Below are 18753 nucleotides of genomic sequence, written 5' to 3' on the forward strand. Positions count from 1 at the left end.
CTTGCAGGGCAAGCGCGGGCTGGACTTGCTGGCATATTTATTCATCGGGCAGGGAAGGTATCCCGCCAAAAGGAGGGGGCGCTTTATAGCGCCCCCATCCATCATGCCTTATTGCAGGTTCTTCGAAACAATCTCATACACATCGCGTGACAGACCGGCATGGGCGGCCACCCGCTCCAGCGCGGCACGCATATGGGCGCGGCGCACCGGTTCCAGCTTCTTCCAGCGGTTGAAGCTGCCTGCCAGTCGGGCTGCAACCTGTGGGTTGAGCTTGTCCACGGCCAGCAGGGTGTCGGCGGCAAATTCATAACCGCTGCCATCAATGGCGTGGAAGCCTGCCAGGTTGTTGTGCACAAAGGCACCAATCAAGGAACGCACCTTGTTGGGGTTGGTCAGGGCAAATGCGGGGTGCTGCATCAATGCCTTGATCTTGGCTACTACGCCCAGGCGACGGCTGCCGGCTTGCAGGGTGAACCACTTGTCCATCACCAGCGCTTCATCGGCCCACTTGCTGGCAAAGCTGGCCAGGGCGGCATCGCCTTCGGGCCAGTTCACCAGGCAGGCGAGGGCGGCCTGGGCATCGGTCATGTTGTTGGCCTCGGCAAACTGGCGTTCGGCCAGTTCCATCAGGCCGCTTTCGTCCAGCTCGGACAGATAGGCCAGGGCGATGTTCTTGAGCGAGCGGCGGGCGACTGCGGCGGCTTCGTACTGGTAGGCACCGCTATCCTGCATGCGGGTGTAGGCCGCCTTGAACTCGCTGCGCAAGGCACGGGCCAGACCCAGCTTCATGGCTTCGCGGCCCGCCCGGATGGCGTCGGGGTCGATCTCGCTCTGCTGGTCGGCCAGATAGGTTTCGGCCGGCAGGGTCAGCATCAGGGCGACCAGGGCCGGGTCCAGGCTTTCGTCGGCCAGTACGCGGCGCATGGCGGCCACGAAATCATCCTTCAGCACCAATTCACCATCGCTGCGGGCGGCATCGATCAGGCCTTGCAGGTCTTGCAACATCAAGGTCTGGCCGGCCTCCCAGCGGCAGAACGCATCGCTGTCGTGGGCCAGCAGGTGCACCAGCTGCGGCCGACTGTAGGGGAAGTCCAGCTTCACCGGGGCCGAGAAATTGCGCAACAAGGACGGCACGGGTTCCACCGCGACGTTGATGAACTGGAAGGTCTGGCTGGCCTCCTTGACCGACAGCACGCGGCTACCGGCAATTGCCTCGGCTTCGCCGGCCAGTTGCAAGGGCAGGTCGGCGCCATCTGGGCCGACCAGGCCGAGCGCCAGGGGGATATGGAAGGGCAGCTTTTCGGCCTGGCCTGGCGTGGCCGGGCAGCTCTGGCTGACTTCCAGGGTATAGGTTTGCGCGGCAGCATCGTATTGGCCGCGTACACGCAGTACTGGGGTGCCGGCCTGAGAGTACCAGCGGGCGAACTGGCCCAGGTCGTAGTCGTTGGCATCGGCCATGGCGGCGCGGAAGTCGTCGCAGGTGACGGCCTGGCCATCGTGGCGCTTGAAGTAGAGGTCCATGCCCTTGCGGAAGCCATCGCGGCCCAGCAGGGTCTGGTACATGCGCACCACTTCGGCGCCTTTTTCGTACACTGTCACCGTGTAGAAATTATTGATCTCGATATAGCTCTCGGGCCGGATGGGGTGGGCCATGGGGCCGGCATCCTCGGCAAACTGATGGGTGCGCAGGGTACGCACAGCGTCAATGCGGCAGACTTCGGCGCTGCCCATGTCGGCCGAGAACTCCTGGTCGCGGAAGACGGTGAGGCCTTCCTTCAGCGACAGCTGGAACCAGTCGCGGCAGGTGACGCGGTTGCCGGTCCAGTTGTGGAAGTATTCATGGGCGATCACGGCTTCAATACCATCGAAATCCAGGTCGGTGGCGGTGTCGGCGCGGGCCAGCACATACTTGGTATTGAAGATGTTGAGACCTTTGTTCTCCATGGCGCCCATATTGAAGTCGCCCACGGCGACGATCATATAGGTGTCAAGGTCGTATTCCAGGCCATAGCGCTGCTCGTCCCACTGCATGGATTTCTTGACCGAGCTCATGGCGTGCGCGCACTTGTCGAGGTCGGCAGGTTCAACCCAGATTTCCAGTGCCACTTCGCGGCCCGAGGCGGTGGTGTAGCGATCGGCCAGCAGCGACAGCTTGCCGGCGACCAGAGCGAACAGATAGGCTGGTTTTTTGAACGGGTCTACCCACTTTACCCAGTGGCGGTTGCGGTCCAGAGTGCCTTCACCCACCTTGTTGCCGTTGGAGAGCAACACCGGCCACTTCTGCTTGTCGGCCACGATGGTTGTGCTGAAGCGCGCCATCACATCGGGACGATCCAGGTAGTAGGTGATCTTGCGGAAGCCCTCGGCCTCGCATTGGCTGTAAAAATTGGCGCCCGAGCGATACAGGCCGTTGAGACTGGTATTGGTCTCGGGGTGGATGACGGTCACGATCTCGAGGATGGCGTTGTCCGGCATGGCGGCAATCGACAGCGAATCGGCATCCAGCTCATAGCGGCTGCCGTCCAGCAGCTCCCCATCGAGCTTGACCGATTCCAGCTCCAGCTCGCGGCCGTCGAGCTTGAGTGCGGCGCGGGCATCGGGGTGGGCCGGGTTACGGTGCAGCACCAAGCGCGAGGTTACACGGGTATGGTCCTCTTCCAGATCAAAGGTCAGGTCGACCTTGTCGATCAGGAAGCTGGGCGGTGTGTAATCCTTCAGTTGGATGGGCTGGGGAGTCGTTGCGTCGAGTTTGGCCATGGTGGTCTCAGGCTGCGGCATGACGGCAGGATCACTGCCATCATGCCAGGGGAAATAACGTAAACGCTCGATTATAAACCCGACCGGGCTTTCTGTTCTTGCCCAGTATTTCCGTCTATAGGCGAGTGGGGGAAACCCTCGCTGCAGCGACAAGGCGAAACGACTTTGAACGGACTCTTATATGCAGGTCGTGCGATATGAATAGATGTAAACGTTCGTTATTCGCATAAGGCTGTGCTGTTATTCTGCAATGCTCCGCATAGGTGGCTTCCCGACATGTATATCTACGACGACTACGATCAGCAGATTGTTGACCAGCGTGTTGATCAGTTTCGCGATCAGACCCGCCGCTTCCTGGCAGGCGAGCTGACAGGTGAGGAGTACCGTCCCCTGCGCCTGCAGAACGGGCTCTATATACAGCGCCATGCGCCCATGCTGCGGGTGGCTGTGCCCTATGGCCATCTGCGCAGCGACCAGGTGCGCGCGCTGGCAGAGATAGCCCGTAAGTACGATCGCGGCTATGGCCACTTCACCACCCGGCAGAATATCCAGTACAACTGGCCCAAACTGGAAGACGTGCCCGATATCCTGGCTGACCTCGCCAAGGTACAGATGCATGCCGTGCAGACCTCGGGCAATTGTGTGCGCAATACCACCACCGACCAGTTTGCCGGTGTGGCGCACGACGAGATCATCGATCCGCGCCCCTGGTGCGAGCTGATACGGCAGTGGTCCACTTTTCATCCTGAGTTCGCCCACCTGCCGCGCAAGTTCAAGATTGCGGTATGCGGCTCGGTTGAGGACAGGGCGGCGACCTGGGTGCACGACATCGGCGTGCATGTGGTGCGCAATGCGGCGGGTGAGGTCGGCTTCAAGGTGATCGTGGGCGGTGGCTTGGGCCGCACCCCCATGGTGGGCGCCGTGATACGGGAGTTCCTGCCCAGCCTGCATCTGTTGAGCTATCTGGATGCCGTGCTGCGGGTCTACAACCGCTATGGCCGTCGCGACAACAAGTACAAGGCCCGTATCAAGATACTGGTCAAGGCCATGACACCCGAGGCGTTTGCCGCCAAGGTGGAAGCCGAATGGAGCCACCTGAAGGATGGGCCCATGACCCTGACCCAGGCCGAGATAGACCGGGTGGCCGCTTTCTTCACCACGCCAGCATACGAGCCCCTGCCGGCCGAGGACGAAGGATTCGCCCGTCTGCGTAGCGAGAACAAGGCCTTTGCCCGTTGGGTGGAGCGCAATGTATTCAAGCACAAGCAGCCTGGCTACGCGGCGGTAACGCTATCGCTCAAGGCCACGGGCGTGGCGCCGGGCGATGCGACCGATGCGCAGCTGGATGGCGTGGCAGAGTTGGCAGACCGCTATTCGTTTGGCGAGATACGGGTGAGCCACGAACAGAACCTGATACTGGCCGACGTGAAGCAGGCCGACCTGCCGGCTGTGTGGGAAGCCGCCAGGCAACTTGGCTTTGCGACCCCCAATATCGGCCTGATCACCGATATCGTCTGCTGCCCTGGTGGCGATTTCTGCGACCTGGCCAACGCCAAGTCTATCCCCATCGCTGAGGGCATACAGCAGGTGTTTGCAGACCAGGATTACCTGTTCGACCTGGGTGAAATCGACCTGAATATCTCGGGCTGCATGAATTCCTGCGGCCACCACCATGTGGGCCATATTGGCATCCTGGGTGTGGATAAGAGCGGCTCGGAGTGGTACCAGGTTTCGCTGGGTGGCCGTCAGGGCCACGATGCCAGCCTGGGCAAGGTCATCGGCCCCAGTTTCGCCCAGGATGATGTACCGGGTGTGGTAAGGCAGATCATTGAGGTCTTTGTGGAGCACCGCCAAGGCGATGAGCGCTTCCTTGACGTGTTTGACCGGGTGGGTATGGAACCCTTCAAGTCCCGTATCTACCAGAAGGAGCGTGCCCATGGGTAAGCACCCGCACATCATCAAGCTCAATCGCAGCAACGGCCAGCGCGAGATTGTGGCCAACCACTGGCTGCGCGTGGCTGAGGGCTGTGATGACGCCATTCCGGCCCATACCCTGCTGCCTTTGAAGGAGTGGCTGGAACGGCGCGACGAGTTGCTGGGGCGTGCTGATGTGGGCATCTGGTTTGCACCGGACGACGAACCTGAGGCACTGGGGCAGGACGCAGCCAGCCTCAGCATCATTGCCGTGGATTTCCCCGCCTTTACCGATGGCCGTGGCTTCTCCATAGGCCGTTTGCTGCGCGAGCGTTATGGTTTTGCCGGCGAGCTGCGGGCGGTGGGCGATGTGTTCAAGGATACCCTGCTGTATCTCAAGCGCTGCGGCTTCGATGCTTTCGAGATACGTGCCGACAAGGATGTGGAGGAGGCTGCCAAGGGGCTGGATGACTTCAGCGAGTTCTATCAGGGGGCGGCAGACCAGCCCTTGCCCTTGTTCCGGCGGCGGGGAGGCTGAGCCATGGTGGGCAAGGTCTATCTGATTGGTGCCGGGCCGGGCGCGGCAGACCTGATTACCGTGCGGGGCATGCGCTTGCTGCAGCAGGCCGATGCCGTGCTGTATGACGCCCTGGTGCAACCCGAGATGCTGGACTACTGCCCGCAGGCTGTGCTGATACCGGTAGGCAAGCGCTGCAACAAGGCTTCCACCGCCCAGCGTTTCATCAACAAGATGCTGCTGGATGCCGCCCACAAGTACCAGCGCGTGGTGCGGCTCAAGGGCGGCGACCCCATGCTGTTTGGCCGTGCTCAGGAGGAGTTGCAGGCGCTGGCGCAAGCGGGCATAGCATGCGAGGTTGTGCCGGGCATTACCGCAGCCCTGGCGGCGTCGGCCGATGCCGGCGTCTCGCTGACCAGCCGTGGCCAGGCGCGCAATGTGCTGTTTGCCACGGCGCGGGTAGGCGAGGGCGAGGCGGGTAGCGATTGGGTCAAGCCCGTGCTGGCTGCGGATACCACGGTGCTGTACATGGGGGTGAAGCAGGCGGCCGAGATTGCAGCCGCCTTGCTGGCTGGCGGTATGCGGCCCGATACCCCCCTCTTGATTGTGGAGAATGCCTCCCTGCCCAACGCCCGCGAGTGGGCCTTGAGCCTAGCCGAGTTGCCACAGGCAGCCGATTGGCAACTGGCCGGGCCGGCTATCTTGCTGGTGGGCGAGGTCTATCGTGCCAAGCAAGCTTTGGCAGATGAGCTACCGCTGCAGCGCTTGGGCTAATTCGCGAGCCTACCTAGCCGTCCCGCTGGTGGGCGAGCAACCGCTGTACTGGCGGCGCTAGATGGCCCATGCCAGTCATGGCCACTGCTTCGCCTGGGTGCTCCGCACTCCCCATCTGCCCACGCGGGGTGGGTGTTGCTTACGCCGCAATGATCGTCCTCACCGGTCTATAACTAGCCGTGTAGGAGGAAACCACCATGAACCTGCAGGAAAAGTATCAGGACCAGCAACTCGAGCACATGATAGACCAAGCCATGATCTACCAATGCGCGTGTCCGGCGCAGGTAGCCCGGCTGATGCTGGCATTGCGCGAAGTGCATGGCTACGAGCAAGCCTGCCTGAGCCGTGATGATGCCCCCTTGCGCGAAACGCATCATTTGATTGCTGAGGCCACGGCCCAGGCGCATGCATTGCTGCAGGCATGCCTGGATAGCGTGATAGAGCTGGAGGGGTGGGATGCATCGCATCTGACCATGCCCGAGGGGTTGCGCAAGTTGCAGCAACAAGAGATTCAGCGCTGGTTGGCAGGCCGCCATGAGCAGGCCGGTAAGCCGTAGTTGTCGCGCATTTTCCCGACCCTCCTAGTAGCGCAGTCCTGGTGCCAGGCAGCTTGATGCAGCCTTGACGATGCGGACTAGTCAGGCGCCGCGCTGATGATCCACCCTTCCAATACGTCCATATCCGCCGGCAGGCCGTAATGCGCCTGTTGGCTGGCCCAGGCTGCTTGCAGCAGGCACAGCACGGCATCGAGCAGATCGGCGGTGGGGTCTTCGACCAGGGCGGTCAGCAGGTCGGGGTCTGCGCTGGTCAGGCGTAGCCCTAGGCTGGGGTGGCCTTGTTGCAAGGCTTGCACGATATCCAGCCGGCGAGCGCGGCGCTCGGCGGTCTGCTTTTGCTTGCTGTCGCTCTTGTAGCTGGCGTTGCCGATGATGGTGCGGGCGGCGAGGGCGGGGTAGCCCTCCAGGGCGATGCGTGCAGGGTCGCCCGCGTACAGGCCGGCGATGGTAATGCCGGATTGCCGCAGGCGCACAGCGCCTTCATGCAGCATATAGAGCACCGGGGGATTGACCCATTTCATCGACGGACTGGAGCGTGCCTGCAGATCGGTTGCACGGTGGGCAAATTTTCTACCGGCCGGCCTGGCGTCGCAATAGGCTTTGCAGATGTCGCGCAGGCCGGCTCTATCTAGCTTGGCAAGGTGATCCATCAGGCCTGGCCAATCGGTGGGCCAGCCCTGATGGGCTACCAGCGCCCTGGGCAGGCTGAAAGGAAAGTCGCATGCAGCCAGCCACGGGCCTGCTTGGGCCAGCAGGGCTTCAAAGGCGGTGAAGTCGGGCAGGCGCTGGATGGCGGTCAGCGTCAGTACGGCGCCATCACACTGGCCCAGGGCGACGGTAATGGGCTTGCGCCTGGTGGGGCGGCTCGTGAAATCGATGCCTAGCAATTGCATGATTGGTTCTCAGTGACTTGAGTTCGCAGCAGGCTCTAAGGTGTTGTCTTGACGAGGAAAATATCCTGGCTGCTAGGGATATCCCCGAGATGTAGTGCTGCCGCACAGGCATACAATCCTGGCCGTTACTGCCGCGATCCGGCACGCGACACCAGCCGCTACTACCCACGCAGCCTGGCGGACTGCACAAGCATAACGAGGATGACTGTGAACAAGACCCGTGTATTTGCCCTTACCGCTGCTGTTGCCATGGCATTGAGTGCCTGTGGCAAGAAGGAAGACGCCCCCGCCGCAGAGGCAGGCGCGCCTGCTGGTGCTGAAGTACAAGTCGTCAAGATCGGCTTTGCCGCCCCCTTGACTGGTCCCCAGGCCCATTATGGCAAGGGTTACCAGAACGGTGTGCAGATGGGCATAGACGACGAGAACGCCCTCAACCCCGAAATCGGTGGCAAGAAGGTGAAGTTCGAATTGCTGGCGGAAGACGACCAGGCCGACCCCAAGGCGGGTGCGCAGGTGGCGCAGAAGCTGGTGGATAGTGGCGTGGCTGGGGTGATAGGCCACTTCAACTCGGGTACCTCCATCCCGGCCTCCAAGGTGTATTCCGATGCCGGTATTCCACAGATTGCCATGGCAACGGCACCGGCCTATACCCAGCAGGGTTTCAAGACCACCTTCCGTTCGCTGACCAACGACACCCAGCAGGGCGGTGTGGTGGGCAAGTATGCAGTGGAGAAGCTGGGCGCCAAGAAGATCGCCATCATTGACGACCGCACCGCTTATGGCCAGGGTCTGGCCGATGAGTTCGAGAAGGCTGCCAAGGCGGCTGGCGGCGAGATTGTTAAGCGCGAATTCACCAATGACAAGGCCACCGACTTTGCCAGTATTCTGACCGCCATCAAGGGCAGTAATCCGGACATCATTTTCTACGGCGGTGCCGATGCGCAGTCTGGCCCCATGGCCATACAGCTCAAGCGCCTGGGCCTGAAGGCGCCGCTGGTGTCGGGCGAGATGACCCGAACCGACAACTTTGTGCAATTGGCAGGCAAGGACGCGGAAGGCAGCATTGCCTCGCTGGCTGGGTTGCCGATGGAGCAGATGCCCGGCGGCAAGGATTTTGAGACCCGCTACAAGGCCAAATACCAGGAAATGGAGATCTATACGCCCTATGGCTACGACTCCACCCGCCAGTTGATCAACGCCATGAAGAAGGCCAATTCGGTGGACCCCAAGGTCTACCTGCCCGTGCTGGCCAAGGAGAGCTATGCCGGTGTGACTGCGGCCGCCATTGCCTTTGACGACAAGGGCGATCTGAAGGACGGTGGCATCACCATCTACAAGGTGGTTGGTGGCAAGTGGACGGTGCTGGAGACGGTGGGCGCCAAGTAAGCGCTTGGCCCCACGGCAGCATGGAAAAACGCGAGGCACGGACCTCGCGTTTTTCATGGCGCATGGCTGGCGGTAGGGGTGGTGTCAGGCTTCTTCGTCGCGGCCCAGGCGGGCGGCCCAGCTCATGGCTTCGACCTGCAGGCGATTGAGGGTATCCAGGCTCAGGTTTTCCAGCCCGCCCAGCAGGGTGAGGGTCACATTGCGGTCGGCCAGTTCTATACCCTCGACCAGCCGCAGCAGATAGCCTATCCAGCCGCTGCGGTTGAGCAGGGCTTCGTGTACGGTGTCTTCCAGGTTGAGTGGCTTGAGCACGTCTTCCATGGGCTTGCCGAACAGGGCATCGATCAGGCTCAGCATGCCCACCATGAAGGCGCGGTCGGCCAGCAGCTCGTCGCCGGGCCGCAGGGTCTGGGTCAGGCGTTCCATCAGGTGGCCGCGCACGGCGGCGGTTTGCACCAGTGGGTCGGCTGCCGTGTGGGTGGTAGATTGCTGGGCGAACACCATGATCTGGACCCAGCGGTGCAATTGCGCACGACCCAGCAGGGTCAGCGCGGTGCGCACGCTGGATATCTTGCGGGGCAGGCCAAATGCCACCGAGTTGACCAAGCGCAACAGGTGTACGGTCAGATCGGGCGCATGCTTGAGGGTGTCTTCCAGATCCTGCGTATCGGCATCGGCTGCCACCTGGCTCAGTAGCTTGAGCAGCAGCATGGCCGAGGGCTGCACGGGTTTGCCGCTAAGTATGGTGGGTCGGGCAAAGTAATAGCCCTGGAACAGATCACAGCCCAGCTCGTGGCAGAAATCGCGTTGCAGGGTGGAATCCACTTTCTCGGCCAGCAGCTTGACGCCATAAGGCTTGAGCGCACGAACCAGTTGCTCGGTCTCGCGCGCCTGCATGGCCAGCACGTCCAGTTTCACTACTTCGACCAGCGGCAGGATAGCTTTCTGGGCTTCGTCAAACCGTATGACATCGTCCAGCGCCAGCCGGTAGCCGGCGGCCTTGAGGGCACGGCAGCGCTCGATGATGGCGGGGGTCAGCTCTACCGTCTCCAGTATCTCCAGTACCACCCGCTCACGCGGCAGTATCTCGATGACATCGCTGCACAACAGGGGGGCGGACAGGTTGATAAAGCCCAGTTTGTCTTCCAGCACCGATTGCAGGCCCAGGCCGGAAAACGCGTGTTGCATCACAGCGGCACTGGCGACGACGTCATCTTCTACGCTGGCGCTGTTTTCGTGGCTGGTACGGAACAACAACTCATAGGCCACCAGTTCGCGCTGGCGACCGACTATGGGCTGACGTCCGAGAAAGAATTGGGGGGCTGGCATGGCATCTGTTTGGCGGGTGTCATTTCATCCTAGCAAATTACGCCGTACTCGCCGGGTCATTGCATAGCCTATCCTGAAGACAGAACACCTGCTTGTCGCAAACATGCTTACGCTCGAACAACTCGCCCGCCAGGAATGGCCTTACCTCTTTGTTATCTGCTCGGGCCTGCTCCTGGCGCTGTACCGCTTTCGGCCGGACGAGCGGCGCAATGTGGGATTGACGCTGCTTTACCTGATGCTGGGGGCGATGGGCCTGTGGCTGAGCAGCGGCCTGGCCGGCATGGGTTTTCCGCAGGGCGGGGCGGTGCTGCGCGAGATATTCACCATCCTGCTGGGGATGATCATCATCCGCCTGTTCGGCCTGGCCTTGTTCCGCCTGCTACTGAGGGCGCTGGGCGTAGAGCCGCCGCGGATACTGGAAGACGTGCTGGTGATGCTGGGCTACCTGGCCTGGGGGCTGGTGCGGTTGCGCTATGCCGGGCTGGACCTGTCGCAACTGGTAACAACCTCGGCAGTGATCACGGCGGTGGTGGCCTTTGCCATGCAGGACACCCTGGGCAATATCCTGTCAGGTATCGCCCTGCAACTGGATGACTCGCTGCAACTGGGACAGTGGGTAAAGCTGCATGACTACTCCGGCAAGGTCTTGCAGGTGGGATGGCGCTCCACCCTGATCGAAACCCGCAATGGCGAGACGGTGGTGATACCCAATGCCTGGCTGATGAAGAACAGCTTCCAGGTGATAGGCAAGCGCTTTAATGGCCATGGTCTGGAGTGGCGCCGTTGGGTGTGGCTGGATATCGCCTGGGACCATCCCCCCAGCATGGTGATCGCCCTGATGCAGCAGGCGGTGCAGGATGCGCATATCGCCGGAGTATCGAGCGAGCCGCCGCCCAGCGCAGTGCTGATGGAAGCCAGGGACGGGATTGCACGTTATGCCATGCGTTACTGGATGACCGATTTTGCCTTGGATGACCCAACCGATTCGCAAGTCCGGGCGCATCTGATCACAGCCCTGGTGCGCCATGGCATACCGTTGGCCAGCCCCAGCCATAACGTGCTGATGACCAAGGACAACGACAAGACGGCGGCGCAGCGGCAGGAGACTGATATCAGCCGGCGTTTGCGGGCGTTGGAATGCGTTTCGCTGTTCAACGACTTTACCGACGAAGAGCGCCGGCACCTGGCAGAGCAACTGCGGTTTGCGCCCTTCGAGAGTGGCGACGTGATCAGCCGGCAGGGAGCCGTGGCGCATTGGCTGTATATCCTGACCCTGGGCGAGGTGGACGTCTGGCGCAACTACCAGGCGCCGGGAGCGGATTTGCTGGGCCACCTCAAGGCGGGCGGGTTCTTTGGCGAAATGGGCCTGATGACGGGGGCGCCGCGTACGGCTACGGTGGTGGCGGCGACCTATGTGGAATGCTATCGGCTGGACCGCGCTGGCTTTGAGGCCATACTGACTGCGCGGCCAGCACTGGCCGATGCCTTGTCGCGAATACTGGCGGAGCGACTGGCAGAGAACCAGCTACATGCCCGCGACCTTGCCACCGTGCCGGTGGTGCCGCATCAGGCCGAGGTGCTGGACCGGATACGGCGGTTCTTTGGCCTGTAGCCGTATCGGCGTGCTGCTGCACCTGCACGCCAACGGCCAGGGCGCTATTGGGGCCGGAATCAGAACCCAGCTTCGACCAGTTGCTCGCGCGTCAGCAGAAAGACAAAACCATCGCCGCTGCTGGTGGGCAGCCAGTGGAACGCCAGTGCCGGGTACTGCGGCTCCAGCGCTTCGCGATTGTGGCCCATCTCCACCACCAGCACGCCGTGCGGGTTGAGCAGGTGGCTGGCGTTTTCGATGATGGCGCGGGTGGCGTCCAGGCCGTCTTCGCCGCTGCCCAGCGCCAACTCGGGCTCATGCAGGTATTCATCGGGCAAGGCTGCTACCGATGGGGCATCGACATAGGGTGGGTTGGAGACGATCAAGTCGTATGTATCGCCCTCGACGGCCGTGAACAGGTCGGATTCAAGCAGGCGCACGCGGTCTTGCAGGCCATACTGCTCGACATTGATGGCGGCCACCTCCAGCGCCTCGGTGGACAGGTCCACGCCATCCACCTCGGCATCGGGGTAGTGCTCGGCCAGCAGGATGGCCAGGCAGCCGGAGCCGGTGCAGAGATCCAGGGCACGGTGGACCAGCTCGGGATATTCGATCCACGGTTCCAGCGCGTGGGGCAGCAACTCCGCTATAAAGGAGCGTGGCACGATGACCCGTTCATCCACATAGAAGCGGTAATCGCCCAGCCAAGCCTCCTGGGTGAGGTAGGCCGCCGGTTTGCGGGTGGTGACGCGTGCCTCGATCTGCTGCAGTACGGCGTCTATCTCCGTCGGCAGCAGGCGGGCATCCAGATAGGGATCGAGCTGGTGCAGGGGCAGGTGCAGGGTATGCAGGGTCAGGTAGGCCGCCTCATCCCAGGCCGTGGCATTGCCGTGACCAAAGAACAGCTCGGCCTCCTGAAAGCGCGATACGGCAAAGCGCAGCAGGTCTCTAACGGTGTGCAGATGGGCGCGGGCGGCGTCGTACATGGGCGGGCTTTGCAGTAGCGTAAAAGCCGCATTCTACGCGAGCCCAGGCAACAGATCGCGGCAAACCGGCTACCCAGGTCGGATTTTCCTTTGAAATGCGTGGCTTAGCGGTTTCATTGCGGCCATGACAGGCGTATAGTTCAGCCCTCACGGGCGTCCGAAGCATTCGGCCACCCGCTTTTGTCATTGGAGATTTATCCGCAATGTCTTTCGACACCCTCGGCTTACATGCCGAGATTCTTCGCGCCGTACTCGATTCCGGCTATACCGACCCTACGCCGGTGCAGGCCCGTGCCATTCCTGTGGTGCTGAGTGGCCGCGACGTGATGGCGGGCGCCCAGACGGGTACCGGCAAGACGGCAGCCTTTACGCTGCCCCTGCTGCACAAACTGCAGCCCTACGCCAATACCAGCGCATCGCCGGCCCGGCACCCGGTACGCGCTTTGATACTCACGCCCACCCGCGAGCTGTGCGACCAGGTGTTCGAGAGCGTCACCACCTATGCCAAGTATCTGCCGCTGCGTGCCACCGCCGTGTTCGGCGGCGTGGATATGAAGCCACAGACCGAATCGCTGCGCCGTGGTTCCGAGATCGTGGTGGCCACGCCCGGTCGTCTGCTCGATCATGTGCAGGGCAAGTCCATCGATCTGTCGCAGGTTGAGATGCTGGTGCTGGACGAAGCCGACCGCATGCTGGATATGGGCTTTATCCTGGATATCCGCCGCATACTGAGCTTGCTGCCGGCACGCCGGCAGACGCTGCTGTTCTCGGCCACCTTTGCGCCCGAGATCAAGAAGCTGTCGGAAGACTTCATGCGCCAGCCCGAATTCATCGAGGTGGCGCGCCGCAATGCCGCCAATGAATCGGTAGAGCAGCATCTGCATGCCGTCGAGCCCGAGAAGAAGCGCCGTGTGCTTGCTCACCTGATACGCCATCACAATATGGGGCAGGTGATCGTCTTTACCCGCACCAAGTTGATGGCCGAGCGTTTGGCACGCGAGCTGAAGCGCGATGGCTTCAACTGCGAAGCCATCCACGGCGACCGCACCCAGCAATCGCGGCTGGAAACCATGGCCGCCTTCAAGGAAGGCACCCTGCGCGTCCTGGTGGCGACCGATGTGGCCGCCCGTGGCCTGGATATCTCGGAGTTGCCCTTTGTGGTGAACTTTGAAATGCCGACCAACCCGGAAGACTATGTCCACCGTATTGGCCGTACCGGCCGTGCGGGCGCCAGCGGCATTGCCATCTCGCTGGTCGGGCCGGACGAAGAAAAATCGGCCGTGCTGATACGCAAGCTGACCAACAAGGCCATGGAAGTCACCCCCGTTCCCGGCCAGTTTTCCGCCAGCGAAACGCGTGAGCGGCCACCGCGGGAATACCGCGAAAGCCGCGAGCCCAGGGCCGAGCGCGAGCCGCGCACGCCGCGCGAAGGGGGGCGCCGCAGCGATATCATGCAGATAGAAACGCCGCTGGTAGAAGGCCGCAACCGCGAAACCCCTGCTGCACTGGGTGGACGTGTGGGTGGCGTAGGCCATACCCACTTCCATCGCGGGCCCAATGTGGTGCGCGAACTGCCGGCACTGCTGTTGCCACCGCGCTACGCTGTGCAGAAGTAAGAGCCTGTTCACGATCTTTTCGCCCCGTCGTTCCGGTCGCTGCCGGCAATGCCCGGAACCGAACCGGAACCCGTAGGGCTGGACCGGAAAAGGGTCGTGTACTGCGTTGGACTCCTTGGTAATAACCGGTTATTGCCTGCGTCGCCCGCCTTGTACCTGACCCTTTTCCGGTCCAGCGACGGGGTGAAAAGATCGTGAACACGCTCTAAGCCTGTTGTACCCAACTGGGGCGCCGAAATGGCGCCCCTGGTTTTTCTGGCGGCTGGCAGCGGGTAGACTACGTGTGGATAAAGACCTTCTTGGCCCCCACCCCATGATTCGAGATTGGCACGCCCTGCTGCACAGCTCCATCCCCCTGGCCACCGCCATGCAGGTGAACGTCACGCCGCTCGCTGATGGCCGCCAGCAACTGCACGTACCGCTGGCGCCCAATGTCAACGACAAGGGCACCGGCTTTGGCGGCAGCGTGGCAGCGCTCGCTACACTGGCAGGCTGGGTGGAGACCCAGCGGCAGCTGGATAGGGCAGGCGTGACCGAGCCGGTCGATATCATGGTGCAGCGGGGCGAAACCCACTACCTATTGCCTATTACCGCAGATTTTTCTGCCGAAGCGCAACTGCCCGATACGGCCGAACTGGAACGCTTCCAGCGCATGTACGCCCGCAAGGGGCTGGCACGCCTGGCAGTAGGTGTGGTGCTGCACTGCAATGGCGCGCTGGTGGCCCGCTATGAGGGCGAATACGTGGCACGCAGGGCTGGGTAATGAGCAGGGGCTGGCCAACAAGATAACCGGCGTCGTGGCGAGCCCGGTCTGGTGTGGTACTTGTACAGATAACTTCAGCGGCACTTCTAGCAGATAGCACAGTCCTATTTCATGGCTAGGGCTTGTTTTCTCCTTGCAACTGCTTGCAAGGGAAGCGATGCCCGAATTGGCGCCGCCATCGTGGGCTTTCTGCCCAACTCCCTTTCGAAAGATCGATGGCGGCGCCATGTGCCAACTGAGCAAAATCTAGAAATGGCCCGTGAACCGGTTCATCCCCCACATGCGTGGGGAATACAGGATCAGTGAAGCCCCGGTCTAAGCCGGGACGGTTCAAAGTTACCCAGTACGCTGCTTCTTTCTGCTTTGCGGGGTATGTCTATTACTCAAAGGGCTGCGATGTGCGGCCCATGCTTACTTTAGGGCTGCGAGACCGCCATCACTATAGCCGCGCGCTCCAGCTCGGCGCTGGAGGCGGCAAGATTGCCCATGGACATCGGCGCAAATCCTGCCATGGCACCGATCAGCATATCCAATTGTTGCTCGGCTACCGGCGCTGGGCTGGCCGGATCGCTGCCGTCACCGGTCGCCGTGCTATTGGTAGCCGGGGGCGGTGGGAGTTCTTCGCTGCGTCTATTGATAACCTGTGGCATCGTTGTACTCGTATGAATGGGATCAAGTTGGGCGCACGGGCGCGAGCGAGCCCAGGATAGCCGACCGTGTGCCACGAGCAAAACCCTGCTGATGTTGCTGTGCAAATATGGAGCGGGTAAGGCTACCGGCTTAGTCGCGAAAGCGAGCATGACGGGTTTGCATGGCCAGGTACCAGAAGTGCCGGAGGCCAAGAAAAAGCCCACCGCGTACGGTGGGCTCTTCGTCACACGGTAGTGCGTATTACTTGACGAACAAGGTGGTAGCCAGCCAGAACAAACCGGCCGACAGGCAGATGGACACAGGCAGCGTCAGCACCCAGGCGATCAGGATGTTGCGCACCGTGCCGCCTTGCAGGCCGGAGCGGTTCGCCACCATGGTGCCAGCCACCCCGGATGACAGCACATGGGTGGTAGAGACGGGCAGGCTGAACACATTGGCCATGCCGATAGCAATCACGGCGATGATCTGGGCGCTCATACCCTGGGCATAGGTCATGCCCTGGCGACCGATCTTCTCACCCACTGTTTCAACCACGCGCTTCCAGCCCACCATGGTGCCTATGCCCAGAGCCAGGGCGACTGCCACGATAACCCAGACAGGGGCGTACTCGGTGGTGGTGGTCAGATCCTTGCGCAGCTTGGCCAGATCGTTCTTTTCGTCACTGCTGAGGCCGGGCAGCTTGGAGATCTTCTTGGCAGTATCGTCCAGGCACAGTAGGTAGCGGCGAACCTGCGAACGGGTCTCTGGGGCCAGCTCGTCATAGCTGCGCACTGTGCCGATGATGGTCAGCAGGCTGCCTATGGTCTGCTGGGTGGCGGCGGGTTCGCACTTGAACTTGGCCGGCATTTCGCTGCCATTGACCTGGCCGGCGCTGATACGCTGGGTCAGCCGGGTTTCATTGGCCTGGTAGAACTTCTGCAGGTAGACGGCGGCTTCGCGGGTACGTTCTATCTCATACTTGGTACTGCCCACGTCCAGCGAGAAGTGTGCCGGGACGATGCCGATCAGTACCAGCATCATCAGGCCGATGCCTTTCTGGCCATCGTTGGAGCCGTGTACAAAACTGACGCCCATAGCCGACAGCACCAGGGTGAGGCGGCTCCAGAACGGAGGATGCTTCTTGCCGTCCACCATCTTGCGGGTGTCGGGCGTCTTGTGCATCTTGGATCGAGGCAGGAATTTCAGGAAGCCTAGCAGCAGGAGCGCTGCCAGGAGAAAGCCGGCAGTCGGTGACAGCACCAGCGAGATGGCGATATCTATGGCCTTCTTCCAGTTAATGCCCTCGGCCAAGGGGATGCCCGAGATCAGGGCGTTGGCCATGCCGACGCCCAGCAAGGAACCGATCAGTGTATGCGAGCTGGATGCCGGGATGCCGAAGTACCAGGTGCCCAGGTTCCAGATGATGGCGGCGCTCAGCAGCGAGAACACCATGGCGAGACCCTGGCCGGTGTTCACATTGATCAGCAGGTCTACCGGCAGCAGGTGCACGATGGCATAGGCCACGCCCACACCGCCCAGCAGCACGCCAAGGAAGTTGAAGATGCCGGACATGACCACCGCCTGCTTGGGCGGCATGGCCTTGGTATAGATGACGGTGGCGACGGCGTTGGCTGTGTCGTGGAAGCCATTGATGAACTCAAAGGCCATCACGAAGGCGAAGGCGAGTACCAGGCTAGCGGCTACCCAGAAATCCAGCCCTGTAAAGAAATCGAACATGACTATTTGGTGACAATTTGATGACGGGCCGAATTATCGCAGGTATGGCCTTGTTCCGCTTAGCATACTCAAAGCGGGCACCGCGGGAGCGTGGGACAGGGGGCGCCGACGGGCTTGGTTGGGGCGCAGGGGGAGGCCGGTTCCTGATGCATGGGGCGTGACTAGTCCATATCCCTACGGCCGCTAGCAGTGGCGCCATGTTGGCTGATCAGTACGTTTGAGGGGCTCGCGGCCCTCGCTGCAGCCCATCTGGGTGGCATGGGCCCCTACGCCTGTCCGGTCTGGCGGTATTTCATCCTGCGAATCCTGCGCCGTGTCGTGACCCGCTCGTTACGGCTGCCGGCCGGGCCTAATCTCTGGGGCATGGAGACCGGCCGGCTAGGCCAGTCTGGGGACAAGATCAGGAGAACAAGATGAGCGCAGCAACCATGCAGTTTGATAACGATGCCGATGCAGCCAGCGTGCCACCTGCCAAGAAGCGCGGCAAGATGCGCCTGGTGATGTTGCTGGCGCTGCTGTGTGTGGTATTGAGCGCGGCCATACTGGCCTTGGGGGCGAGCGGCAATACCCAATTCAGCATGGATATCAACGGAGAGCCCCTGGGGGGCGTGGCTGCGGTCTCGCTGGGGGTGCTGGGTGTCATCGTGGGTGCCCTGGCGGTGGCCTTCGCCATTGTGGCTGCCCTGGTGGTGGTGGCGGGCGCGACCGTGGTGGCGGTGCTGGCCGTGGCCGTTGCGCTGGGGGCAGTGTTGCTGGCTTTCTCGCCCTTGTGGCTGCCGGTGGTGGCGGTGGTGATGTTTGCGATCTGGAATGCGCGCCGCTGAGGGGATGGGTGGTCAGCAAAAAGGCCAGTTTGATGGACTGGCCTTTTTGCTGCTGGGCTAGCGTCGATCAGCGTCCCGTGCCGTAGAGCATGGTGCGCCAGCCGAATAGCTCGTCTGCCTGGGCTTGGCGTGGCTGCATGGCTTGTTCGCGCTGGGCCAGCTGGCGTTCGCGCTCGGCCAGCAGGCGCTCCTGCTCACGCAGGGCGGCCTGCACTTCGGCCAGGGCGCCGGTGCGGGCCATGGCATCGGCCAGGGCGGCCTGCCAGCCTGGGTTGGTGGCAGCCTGCAGGGCTGGTTGGCGTGAAGGATGGTCTGCGGCCGTGGCGGGCGGCAGTTCGCTGGCGGCGATGCTGCGGCCATAGTGGCTTTGCACCCGCTCCTGCATATTGCTGCCTTCGCCTATTTTGCGCACCACCAACACGTCGCGCTCCTTTGCCTGTTGATAACCGGTTGTGCCGGCCCATACTGTGCAGCGATAA

16 protein-coding genes are annotated in these 18753 nt (G+C 62.0%); 9 read left to right on the plus strand and 7 right to left on the minus strand.

Going from position 1 to position 18753, the window contains the following annotated elements; translation table 11 throughout:
- Nucleotides 1-108 precede the first annotated feature (108 nt).
- Nucleotides 109-2757 (minus strand): aminopeptidase N, encoded by a 2649-nt coding sequence (gene pepN, locus V7714_RS16170; protein WP_335710636.1) that lies wholly within the window; start codon nucleotides 2755-2757, stop codon nucleotides 109-111.
- Between the two features lie 276 nt (nucleotides 2758-3033).
- Here pepN and V7714_RS16175 point away from each other — a divergent pair, with 276 nt between their 5' ends.
- The 4 genes from V7714_RS16175 (at nucleotide 3034) to V7714_RS16190 (ending at nucleotide 6519) form a co-directional block, all read left to right on the plus strand.
- Nucleotides 3034-4701 (plus strand): nitrite/sulfite reductase, encoded by a 1668-nt coding sequence (locus V7714_RS16175; RefSeq protein WP_335710637.1) that lies wholly within the window; start codon nucleotides 3034-3036, stop codon nucleotides 4699-4701.
- Entirely contained in the window at nucleotides 4694-5209 is a 516-nt protein-coding gene (locus V7714_RS16180; protein ID WP_335710638.1) for a DUF934 domain-containing protein, read from the plus strand. The genes V7714_RS16175 and V7714_RS16180 overlap by 8 nt, the downstream gene beginning before the upstream one ends.
- A 3-nt stretch (nucleotides 5210-5212) precedes the next feature.
- Nucleotides 5213-5962: a uroporphyrinogen-III C-methyltransferase gene (gene cobA, locus V7714_RS16185; RefSeq protein WP_335710639.1), complete on the plus strand. Its 750-nt coding sequence runs from the start codon at nucleotides 5213-5215 to the stop codon at nucleotides 5960-5962.
- A 197-nt stretch (nucleotides 5963-6159) separates the two neighbouring features.
- Complete coding sequence (locus tag V7714_RS16190) at nucleotides 6160-6519, plus strand: hypothetical protein (RefSeq protein WP_335710640.1); 360 nt, start codon at nucleotides 6160-6162, stop codon at nucleotides 6517-6519.
- A 77-nt stretch (nucleotides 6520-6596) separates the two neighbouring features.
- On the opposite strand, the gene V7714_RS16195 is transcribed toward V7714_RS16190, so the two are convergent.
- Entirely contained in the window at nucleotides 6597-7412 is an 816-nt protein-coding gene (locus tag V7714_RS16195) for a DUF429 domain-containing protein (RefSeq protein WP_335710641.1), read from the minus strand.
- Between the two features lie 201 nt (nucleotides 7413-7613).
- Here V7714_RS16195 and V7714_RS16200 point away from each other — a divergent pair, with 201 nt between their 5' ends.
- On the plus strand, nucleotides 7614-8798 hold the full coding sequence (locus V7714_RS16200; RefSeq protein WP_335710642.1) for a branched-chain amino acid ABC transporter substrate-binding protein: 1185 nt from the start codon (nucleotides 7614-7616) through the stop codon (nucleotides 8796-8798).
- Between the two features lie 84 nt (nucleotides 8799-8882).
- On the opposite strand, the gene V7714_RS16205 is transcribed toward V7714_RS16200, so the two are convergent.
- The gene (locus V7714_RS16205) at nucleotides 8883-10127 is read right to left on the minus strand and encodes an EAL and HDOD domain-containing protein (protein WP_335710643.1); all 1245 of its coding nucleotides are present in this window, start codon (nucleotides 10125-10127) and stop codon (nucleotides 8883-8885) included.
- A gap of 103 nt (nucleotides 10128-10230) precedes the next feature.
- Here V7714_RS16205 and V7714_RS16210 point away from each other — a divergent pair, with 103 nt between their 5' ends.
- Complete coding sequence (locus tag V7714_RS16210; RefSeq protein WP_335710644.1) at nucleotides 10231-11739, plus strand: mechanosensitive ion channel family protein; 1509 nt, start codon at nucleotides 10231-10233, stop codon at nucleotides 11737-11739.
- A gap of 59 nt (nucleotides 11740-11798) precedes the next feature.
- Here the strand turns inward: V7714_RS16210 and prmB are convergent, their stop codons facing one another.
- Entirely contained in the window at nucleotides 11799-12704 is a 906-nt protein-coding gene (gene prmB / locus V7714_RS16215; RefSeq protein ID WP_335710645.1) for a 50S ribosomal protein L3 N(5)-glutamine methyltransferase, read from the minus strand.
- A 203-nt stretch (nucleotides 12705-12907) separates the two neighbouring features.
- On the opposite strand from prmB, the gene V7714_RS16220 reads away from it, so the two are divergent.
- Nucleotides 12908-14320, plus strand: coding sequence for a DEAD/DEAH box helicase (locus tag V7714_RS16220; protein ID WP_335710646.1), 1413 nt, complete (start codon nucleotides 12908-12910; stop codon nucleotides 14318-14320).
- Between the two features lie 313 nt (nucleotides 14321-14633).
- On the plus strand, nucleotides 14634-15083 hold the full coding sequence (locus V7714_RS16225; protein ID WP_335710647.1) for a YiiD C-terminal domain-containing protein: 450 nt from the start codon (nucleotides 14634-14636) through the stop codon (nucleotides 15081-15083).
- A gap of 416 nt (nucleotides 15084-15499) precedes the next feature.
- Here the strand turns inward: V7714_RS16225 and V7714_RS16230 are convergent, their stop codons facing one another.
- Complete coding sequence (locus V7714_RS16230; RefSeq protein ID WP_335710648.1) at nucleotides 15500-15733, minus strand: hypothetical protein; 234 nt, start codon at nucleotides 15731-15733, stop codon at nucleotides 15500-15502.
- 241 nt (nucleotides 15734-15974) lie between these two features.
- The gene (locus tag V7714_RS16235) at nucleotides 15975-17450 is read right to left on the minus strand and encodes an inorganic phosphate transporter (RefSeq protein ID WP_335710649.1); all 1476 of its coding nucleotides are present in this window, start codon (nucleotides 17448-17450) and stop codon (nucleotides 15975-15977) included.
- 413 nt (nucleotides 17451-17863) lie between these two features.
- Here V7714_RS16235 and V7714_RS16240 point away from each other — a divergent pair, with 413 nt between their 5' ends.
- Nucleotides 17864-18274 (plus strand): hypothetical protein, encoded by a 411-nt coding sequence (locus tag V7714_RS16240; protein WP_284194422.1) that lies wholly within the window; start codon nucleotides 17864-17866, stop codon nucleotides 18272-18274.
- A 67-nt stretch (nucleotides 18275-18341) separates the two neighbouring features.
- Here the strand turns inward: V7714_RS16240 and V7714_RS16245 are convergent, their stop codons facing one another.
- Nucleotides 18342-18692, minus strand: a complete 351-nt coding sequence (locus V7714_RS16245; RefSeq protein WP_335710650.1) for a hypothetical protein — start codon at nucleotides 18690-18692, stop codon at nucleotides 18342-18344.
- Between the last annotated feature and the right edge of the window lie 61 nt (nucleotides 18693-18753).

It is taken from the genome of Chitinimonas sp. JJ19, assembly GCF_036961565.1.
In the GTDB taxonomy this organism is placed as follows: Bacteria; Pseudomonadota; Gammaproteobacteria; order Burkholderiales; family Chitinimonadaceae; genus Chitinimonas.

Bases quoted from the DNA above. Each gene is read 5' to 3' on its own strand.
- V7714_RS16240 (WP_284194422.1), top strand. From the start codon at position 17,864: ATGAGCGCAGCAACCATGCAGTTTGATAACGATGCCGATGCAGCCAGC.
- V7714_RS16190 (WP_335710640.1), top strand. From the start codon at position 6,160: ATGAACCTGCAGGAAAAGTATCAGGACCAGCAACTCGAGCACATGATA.
- V7714_RS16235 (WP_335710649.1), bottom strand. From the start codon at position 17,450: ATGTTCGATTTCTTTACAGGGCTGGATTTCTGGGTAGCCGCTAGCCTG.
- V7714_RS16195 (WP_335710641.1), bottom strand. From the start codon at position 7,412: ATGCAATTGCTAGGCATCGATTTCACGAGCCGCCCCACCAGGCGCAAG.
- V7714_RS16225 (WP_335710647.1), top strand. From the start codon at position 14,634: ATGATTCGAGATTGGCACGCCCTGCTGCACAGCTCCATCCCCCTGGCC.
- prmB (WP_335710645.1), bottom strand. From the start codon at position 12,704: ATGTACGACGCCGCCCGCGCCCATCTGCACACCGTTAGAGACCTGCTG.
- V7714_RS16175 (WP_335710637.1), top strand. From the start codon at position 3,034: ATGTATATCTACGACGACTACGATCAGCAGATTGTTGACCAGCGTGTT.
- V7714_RS16205 (WP_335710643.1), bottom strand. From the start codon at position 10,127: ATGCCAGCCCCCCAATTCTTTCTCGGACGTCAGCCCATAGTCGGTCGC.
- V7714_RS16210 (WP_335710644.1), top strand. From the start codon at position 10,231: ATGCTTACGCTCGAACAACTCGCCCGCCAGGAATGGCCTTACCTCTTT.
- V7714_RS16220 (WP_335710646.1), top strand. From the start codon at position 12,908: ATGTCTTTCGACACCCTCGGCTTACATGCCGAGATTCTTCGCGCCGTA.
- V7714_RS16200 (WP_335710642.1), top strand. From the start codon at position 7,614: ATGACTGTGAACAAGACCCGTGTATTTGCCCTTACCGCTGCTGTTGCC.
- V7714_RS16230 (WP_335710648.1), bottom strand. From the start codon at position 15,733: ATGCCACAGGTTATCAATAGACGCAGCGAAGAACTCCCACCGCCCCCG.
- pepN (WP_335710636.1), bottom strand. From the start codon at position 2,757: ATGGCCAAACTCGACGCAACGACTCCCCAGCCCATCCAACTGAAGGAT.
- cobA (WP_335710639.1), top strand. From the start codon at position 5,213: ATGGTGGGCAAGGTCTATCTGATTGGTGCCGGGCCGGGCGCGGCAGAC.
- V7714_RS16180 (WP_335710638.1), top strand. From the start codon at position 4,694: ATGGGTAAGCACCCGCACATCATCAAGCTCAATCGCAGCAACGGCCAG.